This is a genomic window from Brucepastera parasyntrophica (assembly GCF_022376835.1).
GTDB lineage: Bacteria > Spirochaetota > Spirochaetia > Treponematales > Treponemataceae > Brucepastera > Brucepastera parasyntrophica.
This window is the reverse complement of record NZ_CP084606.1, coordinates 880365-898165: the sequence shown is the minus strand read 5'-3', so window position 1 is coordinate 898165 and position 17801 is coordinate 880365. Positions and strand designations below refer to the sequence as shown.

At 45.6% G+C, this 17801-nt stretch carries 16 protein-coding genes and 2 pseudogenes; 8 read left to right on the top strand and 10 right to left on the bottom strand.

The window, feature by feature from the left end; translation table 11 throughout:
• Positions 1 to 184: 184 nt before the first annotated feature.
• Positions 185 to 1849, top strand: coding sequence for an asparagine synthase B (gene asnB, locus K7I13_RS04375; RefSeq protein ID WP_255948286.1), 1665 nt, complete (start codon positions 185 to 187; stop codon positions 1847 to 1849).
• Between the two features lie 34 nt (positions 1850 to 1883).
• Here the strand turns inward: asnB and K7I13_RS04370 are convergent, their stop codons facing one another.
• Positions 1884 to 3197, bottom strand: coding sequence for a YhjD/YihY/BrkB family envelope integrity protein (locus tag K7I13_RS04370; RefSeq protein WP_255948284.1), 1314 nt, complete (start codon positions 3195 to 3197; stop codon positions 1884 to 1886).
• Between the two features lie 189 nt (positions 3198 to 3386).
• Between K7I13_RS04370 and dapA the strand changes: the two genes are divergently transcribed.
• Genes dapA through K7I13_RS04355 form a run of 3 tightly spaced genes read left to right on the top strand, consistent with a single transcriptional unit; the run spans position 3387 to position 6652 of the window.
• Positions 3387 to 4277 (top strand): 4-hydroxy-tetrahydrodipicolinate synthase, encoded by an 891-nt coding sequence (gene dapA, locus K7I13_RS04365; RefSeq protein ID WP_255948282.1) that lies wholly within the window; start codon positions 3387 to 3389, stop codon positions 4275 to 4277.
• Between the two features lie 18 nt (positions 4278 to 4295).
• Positions 4296 to 5387 carry an aspartate-semialdehyde dehydrogenase gene (asd, locus tag K7I13_RS04360; protein ID WP_255948280.1) on the top strand — a complete coding sequence of 364 codons (1092 nt, stop codon included), beginning with the start codon at positions 4296 to 4298 and terminating at the stop codon, positions 5385 to 5387.
• The gene (locus K7I13_RS04355) at positions 5384 to 6652 is read left to right on the top strand and encodes a diaminopimelate decarboxylase (protein ID WP_255948278.1); all 1269 of its coding nucleotides are present in this window, start codon (positions 5384 to 5386) and stop codon (positions 6650 to 6652) included. Before asd ends, K7I13_RS04355 begins: the two co-directional genes overlap by 4 nt.
• Before the next feature lie 104 nt (positions 6653 to 6756).
• Here K7I13_RS04355 and murD read toward each other — a convergent pair.
• Both murD and K7I13_RS04345 read right to left on the bottom strand, forming a co-directional pair.
• Positions 6757 to 8110 (bottom strand): annotated as a pseudogene (murD, locus tag K7I13_RS04350) (UDP-N-acetylmuramoyl-L-alanine--D-glutamate ligase).
• A 52-nt stretch (positions 8111 to 8162) separates the two neighbouring features.
• Entirely contained in the window at positions 8163 to 9083 is a 921-nt protein-coding gene (locus K7I13_RS04345; RefSeq protein WP_255948276.1) for a hypothetical protein, read from the bottom strand.
• Between the two features lie 88 nt (positions 9084 to 9171).
• Between K7I13_RS04345 and K7I13_RS04340 the strand changes: the two genes are divergently transcribed.
• Positions 9172 to 10218 (top strand): FecR family protein, encoded by a 1047-nt coding sequence (locus K7I13_RS04340; RefSeq protein ID WP_255948275.1) that lies wholly within the window; start codon positions 9172 to 9174, stop codon positions 10216 to 10218.
• Between the two features lie 45 nt (positions 10219 to 10263).
• On the opposite strand, the gene K7I13_RS04335 is transcribed toward K7I13_RS04340, so the two are convergent.
• The 3 genes from K7I13_RS04335 to K7I13_RS04325 all read right to left on the bottom strand — a co-directional run bounded on the left by K7I13_RS04335 (position 10264) and on the right by K7I13_RS04325 (position 12262).
• Positions 10264 to 10656, bottom strand: coding sequence for a hypothetical protein (locus K7I13_RS04335; protein WP_255948273.1), 393 nt, complete (start codon positions 10654 to 10656; stop codon positions 10264 to 10266).
• Positions 10657 to 10757: 101 nt separating this feature from the next.
• Positions 10758 to 11159, bottom strand: a complete 402-nt coding sequence (locus K7I13_RS04330; RefSeq protein ID WP_255948271.1) for a diaminopimelate epimerase — start codon at positions 11157 to 11159, stop codon at positions 10758 to 10760.
• Positions 11159 to 12262, bottom strand: a complete 1104-nt coding sequence (locus tag K7I13_RS04325) for a D-alanine--D-alanine ligase family protein (protein WP_255948269.1) — start codon at positions 12260 to 12262, stop codon at positions 11159 to 11161. Before K7I13_RS04325 ends, K7I13_RS04330 begins: the two co-directional genes overlap by 1 nt.
• A 70-nt stretch (positions 12263 to 12332) precedes the next feature.
• On the opposite strand from K7I13_RS04325, the gene queD reads away from it, so the two are divergent.
• The 3 genes from queD to K7I13_RS15565 all read left to right on the top strand — a co-directional run bounded on the left by queD (position 12333) and on the right by K7I13_RS15565 (position 13713).
• On the top strand, positions 12333 to 12698 hold the full coding sequence (queD, locus tag K7I13_RS04320) for a 6-carboxytetrahydropterin synthase QueD (protein ID WP_255949214.1): 366 nt from the start codon (positions 12333 to 12335) through the stop codon (positions 12696 to 12698).
• 183 nt (positions 12699 to 12881) lie between these two features.
• Positions 12882 to 13508, top strand: coding sequence for a hypothetical protein (locus K7I13_RS04315; protein ID WP_255948267.1), 627 nt, complete (start codon positions 12882 to 12884; stop codon positions 13506 to 13508).
• A complete protein-coding gene (locus K7I13_RS15565; RefSeq protein WP_369413696.1) occupies positions 13408 to 13713 on the top strand; it encodes a zinc finger domain-containing protein in 306 nt (101 codons plus the stop codon). The genes K7I13_RS04315 and K7I13_RS15565 overlap by 101 nt, the downstream gene beginning before the upstream one ends.
• Before the next feature lie 2 nt (positions 13714 to 13715).
• Here the strand turns inward: K7I13_RS15565 and K7I13_RS04310 are convergent, their stop codons facing one another.
• From K7I13_RS04310 to creD, 4 genes and pseudogenes are all read right to left on the bottom strand, one after another.
• A complete protein-coding gene (locus tag K7I13_RS04310) occupies positions 13716 to 14645 on the bottom strand; it encodes a radical SAM protein (RefSeq protein WP_255948265.1) in 930 nt (309 codons plus the stop codon).
• Entirely contained in the window at positions 14638 to 15150 is a 513-nt protein-coding gene (amrA, locus tag K7I13_RS04305) for an AmmeMemoRadiSam system protein A (RefSeq protein ID WP_255948263.1), read from the bottom strand. The genes K7I13_RS04310 and amrA overlap by 8 nt, the downstream gene beginning before the upstream one ends.
• 18 nt (positions 15151 to 15168) lie before the next feature.
• Positions 15169 to 15999 carry a class III extradiol dioxygenase subunit B-like domain-containing protein gene (locus K7I13_RS04300; RefSeq protein WP_255948261.1) on the bottom strand — a complete coding sequence of 277 codons (831 nt, stop codon included), beginning with the start codon at positions 15997 to 15999 and terminating at the stop codon, positions 15169 to 15171.
• A gap of 218 nt (positions 16000 to 16217) precedes the next feature.
• Positions 16218 to 17521, bottom strand: a pseudogene (gene creD / locus K7I13_RS04295) (cell envelope integrity protein CreD).
• Between the last annotated feature and the right edge of the window lie 280 nt (positions 17522 to 17801).

Below are 17801 nucleotides of genomic sequence, written 5' to 3'. Positions count from 1 at the left end.
CGGTATAATTTAGTTGAAAAAGAAAGGTACCTTGATATTTTTATCGTATATATATTAAAAATTAAAAGAAAAATAGCATAAATATGCAAAAATATATTGATATGCTTTTTATTTTGTGATACTGTATGAGCCAGCCTGCAGGAAAAAAAACTGCGGCATGAAATTAACTGAGGAGGAATGAGCTATGTGCGGAATAGTCGGTGCGTTTGACATCAAACAGAATACGGAGCCATTCCGTAATCAGATTCTGAAAATGGCGGGAAAAATCCGCCATCGCGGGCCTGACTGGTCAGGAATTTATTCAGGTGAAAAAGCTGTCCTGGCACATGAGCGCCTGGCAATAGTTGATCCGCTTTCCGGAAAACAGCCTCTGTTCAGCCAGGACGGAAAACTTGTTCTGGCAGTAAACGGTGAAATCTACAATCACCAGGAAATCAGGGCTACCTATGCGGAAAAATATGATTTTCTTACCCATTCTGACTGTGAAGTCATTCTTGCCCTTTACCGCCATAAGGGTACGAATTTTCTTGAAGATTTGAATGGGATTTTTGCCTTTGCTCTCTATGATATTGAGCAGGACAGATATATGGTTGCCAGAGATCATATCGGGATTATTCCTCTTTATCAGGGCTGGGATGCGGAAGGCCGGTATTATATTGCCTCCGAAATGAAGGCTCTTGAGGGGATATGCACGGAAATCAGGGAATTTCAGCCGGGAACTTACTACGACAGTAAAACTGACAATATTTATACCTGGTATGAGCGGAACTGGATGGGTTATGACAATGTCAAAAATAATACAACAGATATACAGACGCTGCGTACCTCGCTTGAAGCTGCAGTTAAACGCCAGCTGATGAGTGATGTCCCTTATGGGGTCCTTCTTTCCGGTGGCCTTGATTCTTCAATAATTGCCGCCATTACCCGGAAATATGCGGCGAAGCGTGTTGAAACAAATGACACCCAGGAAGCCTGGTGGCCGAGGCTCCATTCGTTTGCCATCGGGTTGAAAGGTTCGCCCGACCTCATTGCTGCCCAAAAGGCGGCTGATCATATAGGAACTGTTCATCATGAAATTCACTTTACGGTACAGGAAGGCCTCGACGCCGTGCGTGATGTTATTTACCATCTTGAGACATATGATATAACCACAATCAGGGCAGCCACGCCCATGTATCTTCTAGCCCGCGTTATCAAATCGATGGGAATAAAGATGGTGCTTTCCGGCGAAGGTTCCGATGAACTCTTTGGAGGATATCTGTATTTCCATAAGGCCCCCAATGCAAAAGAATTTCATGAAGAAACAGTGCGAAAGCTGGGCAAGCTTCATCTATACGATTGTCTACGCGCCAATAAATCCCTGGCCGCCTGGGGTGTGGAGGGCAGGGTCCCGTTCCTTGATAAAGAGTTTATCGACACAGCAATGAATCTGAATCCTGCGGATAAAATGAGCGGAAACGGACGTATTGAAAAATGGGTTTTGCGTGAAGCGTTTAAGGATATGCTTCCGGAAGAAATCATCTGGCGTCAAAAAGAACAGTTTTCAGACGGCGTCGGGTACGGCTGGATAGATTCGCTGAAACAACTCTGCAATGAAAAAATATCCGATGAACGCTTTTTGCGGGCTGCCGACCGCTATCCGGTCAATCCCCCGATGACTAAGGAACAATACTATTACAGGACTCTGTTTGAAGAGTTCTTCCCTTCAAACAGCGCTGCTAAAACAGTTGCTTATGAGGCAAGCGTCGCATGCAGTACCGCCAAGGCTCTGGAATGGGATGCTTCGTTCAAAAATGTGAATGAACCTTCGGGACGCGCCGCCTCCGGAATTCATGAACAGGCATATTGAAAGTCCGGGACGCCCTGATGAGGTGTCCCGTTTTTTACTTATCCGGCATTTCTGCGTTTTCATCTGCCAGTAACTCAATACCACCATTTGCGGTAACATTACCCTTCCGGACAAAATCAGAAACCATTTGCAGCGTCCGCCGGGACATGGCTCCGTCAACTTCGATTGTTTCAAGAAACAGTTCCCCCGGTATCCTTAACAGGACACAGTCTGTTTCCGCTATTGCGTTTCCTGTCCGGTTTCCTCCGATAAGGCTGGCAAATTCTCCGAAGGTTTTTCCGGTTCCCAGCTCTATAATCTGGTTTGTCATGTTCAGCCTGACTGTCCCCTGGATTATATAATAAATTTCTGTCGTACTTTCTCCGGCATGAAAAATAATATCCCCTTTGTTTTTTCTTACTGCATAGCGGCGGTATAAAAGATTCGGTTTAATGAACATTATCCGTTCAAATTGACGCCGCGGATTCGGATCACTGTAATCAGGCAAAAGATAAATCTGCGCAAGCAGAAAGCTCTCATAAAACTGCACAACATACTGGAACTGGGCGAAGAAAAGGAAGAGAACAAAAAAGATATATACTTCAAAAAGAATAACAATTACATTGCTTAAAATCCCGTAAACGAGGTTATACCGGCTGAGATTCACAAAAGAATTAAAGATAATCAATACAATAACAAAAGTAATTGTACAGCAGGCTGAAGCGACAAGACTGTATGCAGCCGGCGGCCGTGTCCTTGGCGTAAAGTGGTATGCCAGAAAAAGAAACAAAAACACAAGTGTAATGGGCACAAAACGGAACAGATTGGTAAGCAGGGTGACCATGAACGGCGAAAGAAAATTCTGAAGCAAGGCCGAATTTAAAAAAGCATTTCCCGCAATTAACATAATAAACATAATGACAATAAAAAAAATGAGAATAATTTCTCCCGCAATAATTATCAGATTTTCCTTTATTGCCTTGCCATGCCCCCTTTTCCGGTAAATGGTTTGCATGCTCTGTGTAAGTGATGCAAAAAACCTCCGGGCCATGCGGAAGATAAAGAAACCGATTATTATTTCGAAAATGCCAAGCGAGCGTATTGAGGTTACGGAATCAAGAATCGCTGAAAAATTAAACGAGTTTGAAATAAGATTATCGGTTTCAACAAGCATTTTGATATCTTCGATGGAAGTATGAAAAATCCTGACCAGAATAATAACCGCCAGCAGAATAATGGGCAGCGCGGACAAAAGGAAACTGTATGCGCCTGCCGCCGCGTGCGTCAGGAGATTATTGGAGAGAAAGGATGACGCTGTAATATATACCCTCTGGAAAAAGCCAAGGAGCCTGTGCCGTTTTTCTTCCATAGTTTAATGTACAGTATACCCTGTTTTCAGAAAAATTTATAGAAGGAAATACATTAATTTATCAGAGCCACTTGAATCATATATAATTATCATGTATAAATATGTAATAAAATAGCATAAAATTGCATACGAAAGAAAATTTGCGAAAATGAATCCGGTATTTCCGTGAAATTTCGAGGAGATGACGCTATGACAAAACTGCGCGGAGCTTTTACCGCTCTTGTTACACCGATGTTTGATGACGGCTCGGTCGATTATGAAGGATTCCGCAGGCTGGTTCAGTTTCAGCTTGAAAACGGCATATCCGGTCTTGTTCCTCTTGGAACTACAGGAGAAACCCCGACACTGGATGAGTCGGAAGAAATAAAACTGATTGAAATTGTGATGAAAGAGGCCGGCGGTAAAGTTCCGGTAATAATAGGCGCAGGAAGCAACAGTACCCGGGATGCGGTACGCTATGTGCAGCGGGCCAAAGATGCCGGAGCTGACTATGCCCTTGTTGTAACGCCCTATTATAATAAACCGACGGATGAAGGATTATACCGGCATTTCGCCGCCTGTGCGGAAGTGGGCATACCGGTAATTGTATATAATATTGCCGGCCGGACCGGAAAAAATATTTCCACCGCGCTTTTGGCCCGTATCGCAGAACTGCCGAATATAGCCGGCGTCAAGGAAGCTTCCGGAAGTATTGACCAGATGATGGAAGTCATTCAGAAAATTAAGCTGAACAAGCCTGACTTTGCCGTTCTTTCCGGTGACGATTCACTCAATCTGCCTCTTGCGGCGCTGGGCGGCGACGGCGTTATTTCCGTTGTTTCCAACATTGAACCGAAACGGGTAACGGAACTGACTCTTGCCGCGCTCAAAGGCGATTTTGAAACGGCGAGAGCCCTGCACTATGAATTGCTGCCTTTCTTTAAAGCGGCTTTCATTGAAACAAATCCGGTGCCGATTAAGGCTGCCATGAACCTGAAAGGATTGCCCGCAGGTTCTCTCAGACTGCCGCTCTGTTCTCTTCAAAAAGAAAATGAACAGAAATTGCTTGATGCAATGAAGGCAGCAAAAATACTTGACTGAAAACACGGAGAAATCAATATGAGTAATAAAATTCCCGTAGGTATTCTCGGCGCAACGGGCGCTGTCGGACAAAACTATATCTTTCTTCTCAAGGATCATCCCTGGTTTGAGGTAACCTGGGTTGCCGCGAGTCCCCGCTCAGCCGGGAAAAAATACTCTGAAGCGGTCGCAAACCGCTGGCTTCATGGTCCCGATATTCCGGAAGGTGTGAGAGATTTGCTTGTCTATGATGCGAACAATGCTCTCAATGCGGAAGGCAAGTGCAGGTTTGTATTCAGCGCGCTTGAGCTTGATTCAAAGGATGCAATCCGGGAACTGGAAAATTCTTATGCCGCGCTGCATATTCCTGTCATTTCAAACGCGTCCGCACACCGCTGGACCGATAATGTGCCTATGCTTATCCCTGAAATCAATCCGGACCATATATCGGTAATAGACGAACAGAAAAAAATGCACGGATGGGACAGAGGCTTTGTCGCCGTGAAACCAAACTGTTCGCTTCAGAGTTATATGACGCCGGTTTATGCGCTTATGAAGGCAGGCTATGATGTAAAGCGCCTTTTTGTTGCGACCATGCAGGCCGTTTCCGGCGCCGGCTACCCTGGAGTCCCCAGCCTTGATATGATCGATAATGTTGTTCCTTATATAGGCGGAGAAGAGGAGAAGAGCGAACAGGAACCTCTTAAAATTCTCGGGACTGTATCCGGCGGAAAAATTGTTAACGCTTCCGGTCCTCTGATCACGGCGCACTGTAACAGGGTGCCTGTGACCAACGGACACACGGCCTGTGTCAGCCTGGAATTCGGAGAAAAAAAACCTTCACTTGAAGAAATAGAAAAAATATGGACTGAATTCCGGGGACTACCTCAGGAATTGGGCCTGCCCTTTGCGCCGAAGCAGCCTATCATTGTGCGGCATGAAGTAAACCGTCCCCAGCCCCAGCGCGACCGGGATGCCGACAAGGCTATGGCTGTTTCTGTCGGTCGTCTCCGGGCGGACCCGGTATTTGATATCCGCTTTGTCGGTCTTTCTCATAATACCGTGCGCGGCGCGGCAGGAGGCGGTATTATGAATGCTGAACTGCTGAAGGCAAAGGGTTACCTGGTATGAGCGGGAAATGGTTTCCCCTTGATAAGGATGAGCTTGCCGGACTCGCGGAAAAATATCCCACGCCCTTTTACCTGTATGATGAAAAAAGCATAAGGGAAAATGTCCGCCGTTTTATAGGCGCGTTTAAGGACTTCCCATCCTTTAAGGAATACTTTGCGGTCAAGGCCTGTCCGAACCCTTATATTCTGAAGATCCTTGCGAGCGAGGGCTGCGGCGCGGATTGTTCCAGTATGCCCGAACTTGTTCTCGCGCAAAGGGCCGGTATTACCGGAGAGGATGTAATATTCAGCAGTAATGAAACTCCTGAAAATGAATATGTCTATGCAAATTTAATGAATGCCATTCTCAATCTCGATGACATTTCACATATAGATTTTCTGGAAAAGGCCATAGGAGGAATTCCTGATCTTGTATGTTTCCGGTATAATCCCGGCCCGCTGAAGGAAGGAAACGCAATAATAGGAAAACCCGAAGAGGCAAAGTACGGTTTAACAAGGGAACAGATATTCGAGGCATACGCCGAAGTAAAAAAAAGAGGCGCGACCCGTTTCGGTCTCCATACAATGGTTGCCTCCAATGAACTTGATCCTGATTATTTTATTGAAACCGCGGTTATGCTGTTTGAACTTGCTGCTGAATTGAAAAAGAAACTGGGCATCAATTTTGAATTTATTGATTTGGGCGGCGGTATTGGTATTCCGTACAAACCGGACCAAAAGGCTGTTGATTATTCTTATATTGCAAAGGGAATAAGGGAAGCTTATGACAGGATCATTGTTCCGAATGGTCTTGATCCCCTTCGTCTCTGCTTCGAGTGCGGGCGTCCGATTACCGGACCTTATGGCTGGCTTGTCACCAAGGCGATTCATACCAAACACATTTACCGCGATTATATCGGTGTTGATGCAAGTATGGCCGATTTAATGAGGCCCGGAATGTACGGGGCCTATCATGAAGTTACTGTTTCGGGAAAAGAAACAGCGCCCAGGGATCATGTATATGATGTGGTGGGTTCTCTGTGTGAAAACTGCGACAAGTTTGCAATTCAGAGAAATTTGCCTGAAATAGAAATAGGCGATTTTGTAATCATTCATGATGCCGGCGCGCATGGCCGGGCTATGGGATTTAATTATAATGCAAAACTCCGGGCAGGCGAGCTGCTCCTCCGCGAGGATAACACAATAATGGAAATCCGCCGGAAGGAAACCATCAATGATTATTTCGCTACCATCGATTTCAGCGGACTTGACGGTTTTAAAGTATAAACCTGTTTATTCGAGGCGGAGGGTAATCAGCCTGCGGCTGGTTCTGTAAGGTATGTAACGGCCGCTTCCGCGACCTGCGAATACTCCTCTGCGGAGTATTTTATTCAGCTCCCGGTAACAGCTTCCATAAATTTATTACCGCGGTCAAATTCATTAATAAACATACCGAAGCTGGCCGATCCGGGAGAGAACAATACAATATCTCCCGGATTAGCTGCTGCCCGTGCGGCCGCAACCAGACTCCGCATATTATCATATGGACCTTCAAAAGATATTTTTCGTTCCCTCAGCATTGGAATCAGTTTGTTTGTTCCGCTGCCAGCAAGAAGCAATACCTTTTTTGCCCGGTATGCTGCCGACGCAAGCGCAGTGAAATCGAGTTCCTTATCAGTACCGCCTGTCAGTAAAACAACAGGTTCAGGAAATGAATTAAGCGCTGCTGCTGTTGATTCGGGAATGGTTGCCGCCGAGTCATTGTAAAAGCGGATCCCGTTTTCTTCATAAAAAAACTCAAGCCGGTGCGGAACTCCCCGGAAACGGGAAAGGGCCTCCGCGGTTTTTTCCGGATCGCCGCCGTATAATACAATTGCCTGAGCCGCATTCAAAAGGTTTTGCCTCATATGTATCCCGGGGACAGACAGCTGACGCGGAAGGATTTCAAGAAGCTGTTCGGATTGCTCTTCCAATTCCTGGCAGCGCATTAACCCTGTTCCGTCCATCTCGAGCCAGCCCCCGGAAATTTTTTCCGGCAGTCTGCCTGCGCTGTACCACAGGACTTTTGCCTTTGTTTCCTCCGCAAAAATATGTCCCCATGCAGTATCATAATTGCATAAAAGAAAATCATTCTCATCCTGGTCGGCATAAATAAGTTTTTTATCGGCAACATAGGCTTCCATATTGCCATACCAGTTCTGGTGATCAGGAATTATCGGAGTAATAATCGCGATGCGGGGTTTCAGGAGGCCCCGGTCTTTTATATCAGCGAGCTGCCAGCTTGAGAGTTCCAGCACTACGGGTGTTTGTCCGGAAGTCTGGTCAAGAAAGGTGAGGGGACTGACCGTTATGTTCCCCCCAAAAACGCCGGATAGCCCAGTTCCTTTAAACCAAAATAAATCGCGCTTACTGTCGAGGATTTTCCCTTGCTTCCCGTGACCGCAATAATCGGACTTTTGGAAAACCGCAGAAAAACGGAAATATCCGTTTCAATGGATTTTGCAACTGAAAGATATTTATTCCCAGCCAGCTTAACTCCGGGATTTTTTATGACAGTATCAGCGTTTTTAAAATCTTCAATTTTATGGCCGCCGAGAACATATTTTATTGAGGGAAATTCCTCAAGGCGTTCGATTGACGGGGCAAGTTCCTGCGCGGTCTTTTTATCGGTCACAGTCACTTCCGCATTATGGCGGGCAAAAAACTGTGCGGAAGCAAGCCCCCGCCGTTCAGACCTAATCCCATAATTGTAACTTTCAGTCCGGAGAGATCGGCTGGTGTTTTAAATGGCGGCGTATTAAAATTCAATAACGTACTCCTTCTGTTCCTGTGTATTCAAACATATCTGCACAGAAAGATTTTTCCAGTGTGCCGTAATTTCATGGGGGACTGTTTTTTTTATTTTCCGAAAAAGAGGCAGCTGTTCGGAAAAAGCGGAAACCTGCAGTTCTTCAAGTATGTCATCAAGACATGGTTCAATAATATGACGTATTTCATGCAGCAGTCCCGGTCCTGTGTTCCCGAGCGCATTCAGGCTGATACAGCGGTACTTGCAGGTGACCGGATAGTAGGGATGAATCCGCTTTCCGGCCGGTATCACCAGTTTACTGAAGAATTTATTGATATCGGCATCCATCCATATCCCGTAAATCATATAACCCTGTCCGGCTTCACCTTTCCATGTGTCGGGAATTGTCTGGTGAATGATCAATTCTTTTTCCGGCTGTACCCCGGAAAGCGGCAGAAAGTCGGCTTCCACATACAGGCGGTTTGTCCGGTAATGCGCCGTTTTCGCATTTGTTTTATGAGAGATAACTTCGCTTTCGAGAGGCCTGCAAAGAAGATTTACCCGCAGGAGATATACATAGGTTTCTTTTTCATATTCATACAGACGGTAAAAACAGGGCTGATGAATGGTCACCGGATTGAAAAACCATTTGGTATCTTTGACCAGAAAGGGGCATTTTTCGGCCAGATAGGAACACAGCCCGGAGATCATATTCAAATATCCGGCGGGAGGGGTAGTTTCTTCAATAGGATGATGAACCGGCATTTCAGGTATTTCAAGAGGCGTTTTAAGAAGAATAAAGGATTCTTCTCCCTCATTGTATCTGAAAGCAGGTATCGTTTCGGCCTTTTCCGGAACACAGGCGCGCAGAATCCCATTAACCATATCATTTGTAAGGGATATATCAATAGAGGTTGTTTTCCGGTTCATTGTGTATTATAATATAGCATAATTAACCACACATCAAGCAGGATTTGCAGGTCCATTTATACCGCATAATCCGGCAGGGTATTATTTTATGATCAATAAACGATTAATCGCCGCGGGTTTCTGTTTTTTTCTCTTTTTCCTTCCGGGATTTGCGCAGGACAGGTATGCGGAAATCTCGGGTGGCGAAGGCGGTTCTTTTGATATAGTCCGGGGGCAGATAATTGAAACATACTCCGTGCGGAACGCCAATGTAATAGGCGTGGAAATCAATCCCGGGGATATGATAAAAACCTATGCCACAACTTTTCTGGAAATTATAGTTTTTCCTCTTTCAGCGGCAGTCCATCTTGCCGAAAATACGGCCTTTGTGTTTACTGACGGAGCGTCGGTGAATACCAGTCCCGGCGGAGAGCTTTTATACGGGCGAATGAGGGTTTTGGCGTCCGCGCAGCCCGGATCTGATTTCTTTTACGTTACAACAAACAGTCTGACTGCCGGTGTTCATGAGAGTGATTTTGGGGTGGATGTTATTCCATTTCAAGACACTTCTATTGAAGGGGCGTCTTCCGCGAGAAGTTCCGCCATTCTCTACCGGGTATTCTGCTTTGAAGGCTCCGCTCTTGTGAAAACGGAAATAGACGGCCGGGCAGATTCGCTGGTAATAGGGAAAAATGAAATGATTGAAAAAGTTGTGACTGAAGACCGTTCCTATTTTAATCTTGGTTTGTCCCAGCTCCCGACACAGCTCATTTCACACGAAGTTGAAGTTTTCTGGAAAGTTAATTCTCCGTTTTTATATACATATACTTCCGGAACAAAATTAATACCGGAACCTTCCTCTCCGCTGGGTTTTACGGCCCCTCAGGTATGGCAGGAAGGTGATTTTACCGTAAGTACCCGGTACTGGCCGTCGCCTGAGGATACGGGAGGCGCTTCAATTAAAAGGAATAAATTTGCTTCCGGGGCTATGATTGTGGCCCTTTTCGCCCTGGGTTCAGTTTCCTGCGCCTTGGGTAATATATGGCCGGTAATGGTAAAAAATGATCCTCTTGTTACGGAGCCTCTGGTTATTAACGGATGGGTAATGATAGGATCGGGGACAATTCTTTCGCTCTTTACCCTGTTTGGCCGCTGACAGACTAGTTGTTTTTTGCGGAGGTCTGATTATCCAGTCTGCTGCTCAAGGTATATCAAATTTGCCTTCAAATAAATATCCGCCTGAACCGATAACCTGTAATTCATTTATTTTGGTATTCCATACTACCGCGAGTCTGCGTGAATTATCGGTATCCTGTGCAATGACTGTATCCGGCTGACCGTCAGTACCCGTCTGTTCAAACATAACGACTGCCTCCGTGTCCGCGCTTCCAGCGCACACCGCCGCAGTAAGTGCGGCGCAGGCCGCGGCACAGGCGCCGGATTCACCCTTTGGATGAACGCGTAAAAGAAGTGTTTCGGAAGTTATTATTCTGGCGATAACAGGCAGTATTTTTTTTCCGGGGAATGTCTTATTAACGAGTGCTGAAAAGTCCGAATAGGAAAGCATGCCAAGGGCCTGCGGAAAAGCGACCACTACATCTTCCCGTATATGCAGGGCGGAGTATGTTGTTTTTATACCTTCCCTTTCTATAATTGCCAGAAGATTATCGGAATCGGGTGTTACGACAAGACCGTTCAGCAGTGAAAAGGGAGCTCCGCATATAATCTTGAATTCATGGGAACCGAGGATTTCAATTTTTTTTCTTCCCTCGGAGTGGTGAATACAATGGTATGATTTTTCACCCTGCCGGAATCAAACGCAAAACGCGCCGCGCAGAGAAGGGCGTCATCCGCTTCGGAGAGAAGCTGCCCCTGCGGATTAAAAACCCTGATAGTGTTGTCTTTAGCAAGAAAAATTACTGCGGAAGCGCCGACTCCGTAACGCCGGTTGCAGAGCCGCTGGGCAATAACCGGATAATAATCCGCAGGAAAAAAGTCCTGCCCGTCAGGCTGGTTTTGTTCCTTTTGCAGGTTGTCAGGATCAATAAGAATAAATCCGTTTCCCGCAAGCTGCATTTTCAGAAAAGGTATGGTCATTATCGGCTTGTCCGTAAGGCTTTCCGCGAGTCATGCTGCGCCTTTGCCTGGCCCAGCAGTTTCAGAATAAGCTCATTATAGGGAAGCCCGGACGCTTCACACATTTTCGAAAACATTGAGATTGATGTAAAGCCCGGAATGGTGTTTATCTCATTCAGGTAAATGGTGCCGTCCCGTTTATCGATAAAGAAGTCAACGCGCGCCATTCCTGTAACATCCAGGACCTTATAGGCTTCGATTGCCATAGTCCTGATCTTCTCGGTGGTTTCTTCGGGAATGTTTGCCGGAATATTAAAAGACGCGCCGTCAGGATCTGTGTACTTTGCTTCATAATCATAAAACTCATGTGTCGGTATTATTTCTGCAAGAGTGTAGGCTACCGGCGATTCGCTTCCCGTTACGGAACATTCAATTTCACGGGCCGGAATAAAGGATTCAATAATAATTTTATTGTCCCACTGGAACGCCTCTTCCATGGCTCTTTCCAGTTCGTCTTTTCCGGAAACCTTTGAGGCGCCGACCGAACTTCCGGTTGAAGCCGGTTTGACAAATACAGGGTAGGGAAAATTTTCCTCAATTTTCCTCAGCAGGGAAAACTTTTTTGTTTCATCGGTCCACTCAGGAATTTTAACCGCTTTGTACGGAACAACGGGAAGGTCTGACTCCTGCCAGATCATCTTTGTTTTTTCCTTATCCATTGACAGGCTGCTGGCCATAACACCGGCCCCGACATAGGGTATATCGGCCATTTCAAATAATCCCTGAATACAGCCGTCTTCCCCAAACGTCCCATGCAGGATCGGAAAGACGACATCAATACGCAGAACAGTATCCCCGCATTTGAAAGCTCCTTTCGGTCCGCCGCCGGGAACAATAGTAACTCTGCTGTTTTCATTCTCTGTTACCTGAAGGGTTGCCTCTGCGTTACCGCAGACCTCTTCAAGTAAGCTTTCATCCTGAAGATACCAAAAGCCGTTTTTTGATATGGCAATAAGATATATTCTGTGGTCATGAGCAGAAATATTCCGGACAACTGAAGCAGCTGATATAAGCGAAACTTCATGTTCTCCGGACTTACCGCCATAAATGATTCCAATGTTCATTATTTTCTCCAGGTACCCATTGTAGCAGTACGCCCTTGTGTTTGCAACACCTTCACTGTATTATATGTGTATGTATGAAATAAGAGTTGAAGCTGAATTTGCAGCAGCTCACTATTTAAAGGATTATCACGGAAAATGTGAAAATCTGCATGGACATAATTACCGCGTGCTGGCTCATGTCCGGGGAAATGTTCTTGATTCCGGCGGAATGCTGGTAGATTTTGGAGTTCTGAAAAAAGCATTACGGGATGTATGTGCGGACCTCGATCATACCAATCTGAATGACTTGCCCGTTTTTTCGGAAAATCCGAGCGCTGAACGTATTGCAGAATATATTTTTTTTGAAATAAAAAAACTGCTGCCCGAGGCCCCTCTCTATGCGGTTGATGTATATGAAACTCCTTCAAGCAGGGCGAGGTATATACATGAAATATAGAAGTCTGGAAAAAATACTGACATATAGTCAAATAATTTTATTATTTGACTATTTCCGATTGTAAGTGTTTCTGATATAAAGAATTTATTAATTCTTTATATCAGAAACGTAACTTAAAGGTGTATAGTGCTGTCATATATTGCATGATATAGTTTTTTAAACTCATTTTTAAGGAAGAACAGCATGCTGGAAATACCGGAGACACGGACTATTGCGGAGCAGTGCAATAGCGTAATCAGAGGAAAAAAAATCCGTTTTGCACAGGCAAACGCATCTCCTCACGGGTTCGCTTTTTACCATGACGATCCCGCTTCATATCCTGCGTTACTGGAAGGCTCTACTATCGGTGAAACATACGCCTATTCAGGGATGGTAGAAGTGGAGGCCGGAAAAACAAGACTGTTGATCGGGGACGGGATAAACATGAGGTATCTGGCTCCTGAAAAAGAACCGCCAAAAAAACATCAGCTGTATATACTTTTTGAGGACAGTTCTTCTATTGTATGTACCATTCAAATGTACGGAGGTATCTGGGTATATTCCGAAGGTGAAAATGATAATCCGTATTATCTGATAGCGAAACAAAAGCCGAACCCTCTCACCGATGAATTTACGGAGTCCTATTTTATGGATCTTTTTGACGGTGTAAAACCTTCCATGAGCGCGAAGGGCTTTCTCGCAACGGAACAGCGTATTCCGGGGTTGGGCAATGGCGTTCTTCAGGATATTCTTTTCAACGCCCGGGTCAATCCGAAAACAAAAATCCAGTTTCTTGATACAGGAGAAAAAAGAGTCTTTTCAAAAGCGTGAAAAAAACACTGTCCGAGATGGCCCGGAAAGGGGGAGGGATACTGAAAGGGATTTATTCGGAAACAGCGGATCATATAAGACAATTCTTTCAAATAAAACACTGAATGATCCCTGTCCGCAGTGCGGCGGAATGATAACAAGGCAGGCTTTTCTGGGAGGAAACATATATTTCTGTCCTGTGTGCCAGCCTCTGAAAAACAGCTGATTTCAGATATTTCCGAGATATACATATTTCAGTTTTTGTTTTGCCTGTCCATATATTGATTCGAGGGTTTCCCGTTTTGTCTGCGGGATTGTCATAAACCTTCGGGGAAAATACCTGTTTATGTGAAGCGGAATTTCCGGATTAACGGAAGCTATAAAATCGATGATACCGGTTACCGTTTCCGCGTCACTGTTTTCGCCGTCAATAACAAGAAATGAAATTTCAATATGGCATCCCGCATCAGCCGCAGTGCGGATGGATTCACGTACGGCAGTATAGGCCTGTTTACCTTTGCAGATTTCACGGTAAAAACGGTCTCCGCCTTTTAAATCAAAATTAACCGCGTCAATAAACGGTAAAAGATTTTTTAAAGGTTCCTGATTTATATATCCGTTGGAAACAAGGACCGCTTTTTTATCCGGGTATTTCTGTTTTAACAGAAAAGAGGTATCATACACGTACTCGTACCAGACAGACGGTTCGTTGTAAGTAAATGCGAGCCCCAGATTATCCTGGCGGAGGGCCGCGGCATCGCACAGTTCTTCGGGTGAAACATATTCCAGGCTGTCCGCGTATTCCGAGATCATATCAAAACTGTTTTCTCTTTTTCCGGTATCATTTCCGCCGCACACAAGAGAGCTGTTCTGGCAGAATGAGCAGTCAAGGTTGCAGCCAAATGTCCCGGCAGAAAGAATTTGACTGCCGGGAAAAAAACAGTACAGGGGCTTCTTTTCGATGGGGTCCATAGAAAGGGCCGCAATTTTTCCGTAATTCAAGGTGTATAATTTTTCATCTTTTTGTGTATTGCCTGCCGGCATTCCCCTCGCCCCGCAGAATCCGCAGAACCCCGGTTCTATTGTGCAGATTCTCGGACAGAGCTTGCAGGTTATTCCGCCTTTTCCGTTTCGTGAGTAATACTGCGTTTCATGCATTTTTGTCTTTCTCTTCGTAACGCCTGACCCGGAACCGCTGGATATGGTACTGTTCGGGCGGGTCTATTCCGGCTTTTTGCAGTGCGATTGCCACCTGCCGGTCGACCGTATCGACTCCTTCGAGATCCGGCAGAAGCAAACCCCGCCGGTATCCGTATGAGACAATAACCCCATATATCGAAGGATCAAGGTCCTTAATTGCCGCGTCTTCGGGTTCATCAAGAACATCAACACTGATATGAATATCAGGCATTTCGTTTTTTGTGACAGGCGGAAATCTCGGGTCCCTTGTTGCCGAGGAAATCGCATTCGCCATGATTTCCTCTCCAAGGGTTTCCTGTACCGGTTCTATGGTTCCGATACAGCCGCGGAGGTTTCCGTTTTTTTTCAGGCTGACAAAGACCCCTTTTGATGTTCCGTTCAGATCGCCGGATTCAGGGACGGAAAGAGATTTGTTTTCAAAATAATGTTCAAGGGTTATTCGTGCAAGCTCCGGATAGGTCATGGCTTCACCTCCGTGAAATTAAAATGTTCCTTCAGCAACACAGTAGCCGACCCCAAAGGGGCCTTCGTAACTGAGTACTTCTGATTTTGACGGCTCGCCTTCCGCGAACATTCCGGCAAGCATGATGAGACTTCTGAGTCCGCACTCGCCGGCTTCTTCCGACAGTTTCAAATCAATGTCTGCGAATTCAGTAAAAGCCCCGCGTTTCAGTATGTCAACAACCTTTGCGTCGAATTCCGCTCCCCGGGGACTATATGAATAAGGGCCGCCCCTGGTGAGACGGTGGGATAAATCACCCGAGGCAATGCAGGCTGTCCGGGATTTGGACCGGTCCGCGGCGTCCCGGATAAGTTTTCCGAGTTCCAGCAGTTTTTTAAATGGGAGCATGCCGTAAGTTATATGAACGAGTGACGGCATTACCGGCATTGAAGCGGTCGCGTAATAGAGCGGTACCAGGGCGCCATGATCAAGGACAATATCAAAACCATTACGTTTTGCCGTTTCAGAATCGAGAAGATAAAACGGTACTCTTCCGCTGAAGGGCATCTTTGCTGCAGAGGAAACAATGTCTTCAACCAGCGGTTTGTTTACCGTAAATTCCATCCGGGCCTGCGGCGCGCCAAACCGCTCCATATCACCCTCAAGAGTATTGGTGCCAATTATTGAGACGGCGTCCCTGAACATGATCCCATGGGGGGAAATAATGATAATCGTTTCTATTCCGCGCCGGGCTATGTCTCTGCCCGCCGCCTTACAGGCGTCAAGAGTAGCCGCGATTTTTCTTTCTTCGCCGCGTCCGACATCCGGAATAGCGAGAGGCGGATGCGGCATAACATACCATGATTCCATACAGTAAATATACTATATAATTCCGGAATATGCACCAGAAATTATTTTATTGACGGCGAGAGTTTAATACCCCGCTGCAGTGCCTCGCGGGGTATTTCATTCAGAAAAATAAAACCTATGTGCAATAACGCCTTCATAAGCAGCTTTTTTGTATTGCTCATTAACCTAATACTGAAAGTATCTTTCAGTATTAGGTTTTTTTGCACCGGTGTCTGGTTTTATCCCTCCGTGCCGCAGTCAGCCTGCGGTATATCTGTCTTTTGACTGTTGTCCGGAATGCTGCTGTTATTGTTCCCGTTGTTCTGTATGCCTTTTTTTCCGGACAGTTCATACCAGTCAATATTTCTGGTTATGAACATAACAAGGACCAGGATTACAAATAACCCGATTGAACCGATAAGAAGGGCATAGTCCTGTGACTGAAGAGCTGAATATAAATATGCGTATAACAGGGCCATGAGCGGCGCCAGGATAAATCCCCGCCTGAAATTTTTCAGAATAGCTCCGGAATATAAACTGATTGCGAGTATTACAGCCCCGGCCGAGAGAATATAGGCAGGAAGAAAATCTATCTGTTCCGCGAGCGAAAGAAGCAGCGTATAAAAAATGACATCAGCGAAACCTATCAGAATATACTGGATGGGATGTATGCGCCGCTTTGTGAATAACTCAAAGAGAAAAATAACAATGAATGGGACTATGATAAAGAGGAGGGCGTACTTAAGCGCGCGCTCTGTTTTATGATACACTCCTACGGAATCAAAGAACTCAACCCCGACGCCTTCGTTATTCCGGAGGTAATAGGGAATATTTGCGGCATCAAAATATTCAGGCCACTTTCCTGTCCCGACTGCCTGCTGCCACTCCGCGGTAAAACCGTTATCATGGACATCCCTCGTTACCGGCGAGAATTCTCCGACAAATGAAGGCGTCGGCCAGTCGCCCTCAATCAGTATATCATTTCCGAGTCCGACCGGCACAATTTTCAAAGACCCGCCTCCGCCGATTTCCGCAGCAAAGGAAACTTCAAGTATTCCTTCCGTGAGCGCTATATTTCCCGTAAGTACGCTCTTGCTGATATTCATAACCGGAAAATCCGAACTCATTTCTATTATGCGTCCGTCCCCTGTCTTTATCACGGGCAGTTCTTTCAGCGCGCGCGGGTCGGTCAGCTCAATCTGGATTTTTGCTTTTTGCGGAAACGACGACACTGATCCGGTAAAAACCGATTTTATTTTTGCCTCACTGACATTAAACACTGCGGTGATGATAAAATTTCCGTTATATACCGGCGCCGAGTAAATGCCCCGCGATCTCAGTTCCGTATTTACATTTGCTTTGACCGTAAGTTCCCGGGGAAGAATAACTGTATTTGTATTGATTGTTTTTCCTTCCTTCTTTTCAGTAACAGGAATTACCAGTACCGGTCCAACCAGAAGCAGTTCTCCCCCGCGCCGCGGGCTATGTCTTTTTCGACGGAGCGCGCAAGCATTTGCCGTTCCCGCACAATAGATGAAATCATCGTAATGGGAATAAGTAACGCCAGTGAAATGCCTGCGATTATAAGGGCCTTAAGCCCGTATAACGTGCCATGAGATTGTTTTTGCATGATATACTCCTTAATGTAAGTTTCTGATGTGATGAATTAACTCATTCTTTGCATCAGAAAAAGTTGCAGCCGGAAATAGTCAGATAATTTTGATTATTTGTCTATCAGCCTTCTGATGAAATCTATTATGAATTGTAAATATGGTGAAAATATGGCAAAAATCAGGTATTTCGGGTGAATTTCACATATATCA

Excerpts from the sequence above, each read along its gene's own strand:
- asnB (WP_255948286.1), top strand. The coding sequence starts at position 185 with ATGTGCGGAATAGTCGGTGCGTTTGACATCAAACAGAATACGGAGCCA.
- K7I13_RS04315 (WP_255948267.1), top strand. The coding sequence starts at position 12,882 with ATGCTGGAAATACCGGAGACACGGACTATTGCGGAGCAGTGCAATAGC.
- amrA (WP_255948263.1), bottom strand. The coding sequence starts at position 15,150 with ATGACCTATCCGGAGCTTGCACGAATAACCCTTGAACATTATTTTGAA.
- K7I13_RS04355 (WP_255948278.1), top strand. The coding sequence starts at position 5,384 with ATGAGCGGGAAATGGTTTCCCCTTGATAAGGATGAGCTTGCCGGACTC.
- K7I13_RS04370 (WP_255948284.1), bottom strand. The coding sequence starts at position 3,197 with ATGGAAGAAAAACGGCACAGGCTCCTTGGCTTTTTCCAGAGGGTATAT.
- K7I13_RS04345 (WP_255948276.1), bottom strand. The coding sequence starts at position 9,083 with ATGAACCGGAAAACAACCTCTATTGATATATCCCTTACAAATGATATG.
- dapA (WP_255948282.1), top strand. The coding sequence starts at position 3,387 with ATGACAAAACTGCGCGGAGCTTTTACCGCTCTTGTTACACCGATGTTT.
- K7I13_RS04330 (WP_255948271.1), bottom strand. The coding sequence starts at position 11,159 with ATGACCATACCTTTTCTGAAAATGCAGCTTGCGGGAAACGGATTTATT.
- K7I13_RS04300 (WP_255948261.1), bottom strand. The coding sequence starts at position 15,999 with ATGGAATCATGGTATGTTATGCCGCATCCGCCTCTCGCTATTCCGGAT.
- asd (WP_255948280.1), top strand. The coding sequence starts at position 4,296 with ATGAGTAATAAAATTCCCGTAGGTATTCTCGGCGCAACGGGCGCTGTC.
- K7I13_RS04340 (WP_255948275.1), top strand. The coding sequence starts at position 9,172 with ATGATCAATAAACGATTAATCGCCGCGGGTTTCTGTTTTTTTCTCTTT.
- K7I13_RS04325 (WP_255948269.1), bottom strand. The coding sequence starts at position 12,262 with ATGAACATTGGAATCATTTATGGCGGTAAGTCCGGAGAACATGAAGTT.
- K7I13_RS15565 (WP_369413696.1), top strand. The coding sequence starts at position 13,408 with ATGGCGTTCTTCAGGATATTCTTTTCAACGCCCGGGTCAATCCGAAAA.
- K7I13_RS04310 (WP_255948265.1), bottom strand. The coding sequence starts at position 14,645 with ATGCATGAAACGCAGTATTACTCACGAAACGGAAAAGGCGGAATAACC.
- queD (WP_255949214.1), top strand. The coding sequence starts at position 12,333 with ATGTATGAAATAAGAGTTGAAGCTGAATTTGCAGCAGCTCACTATTTA.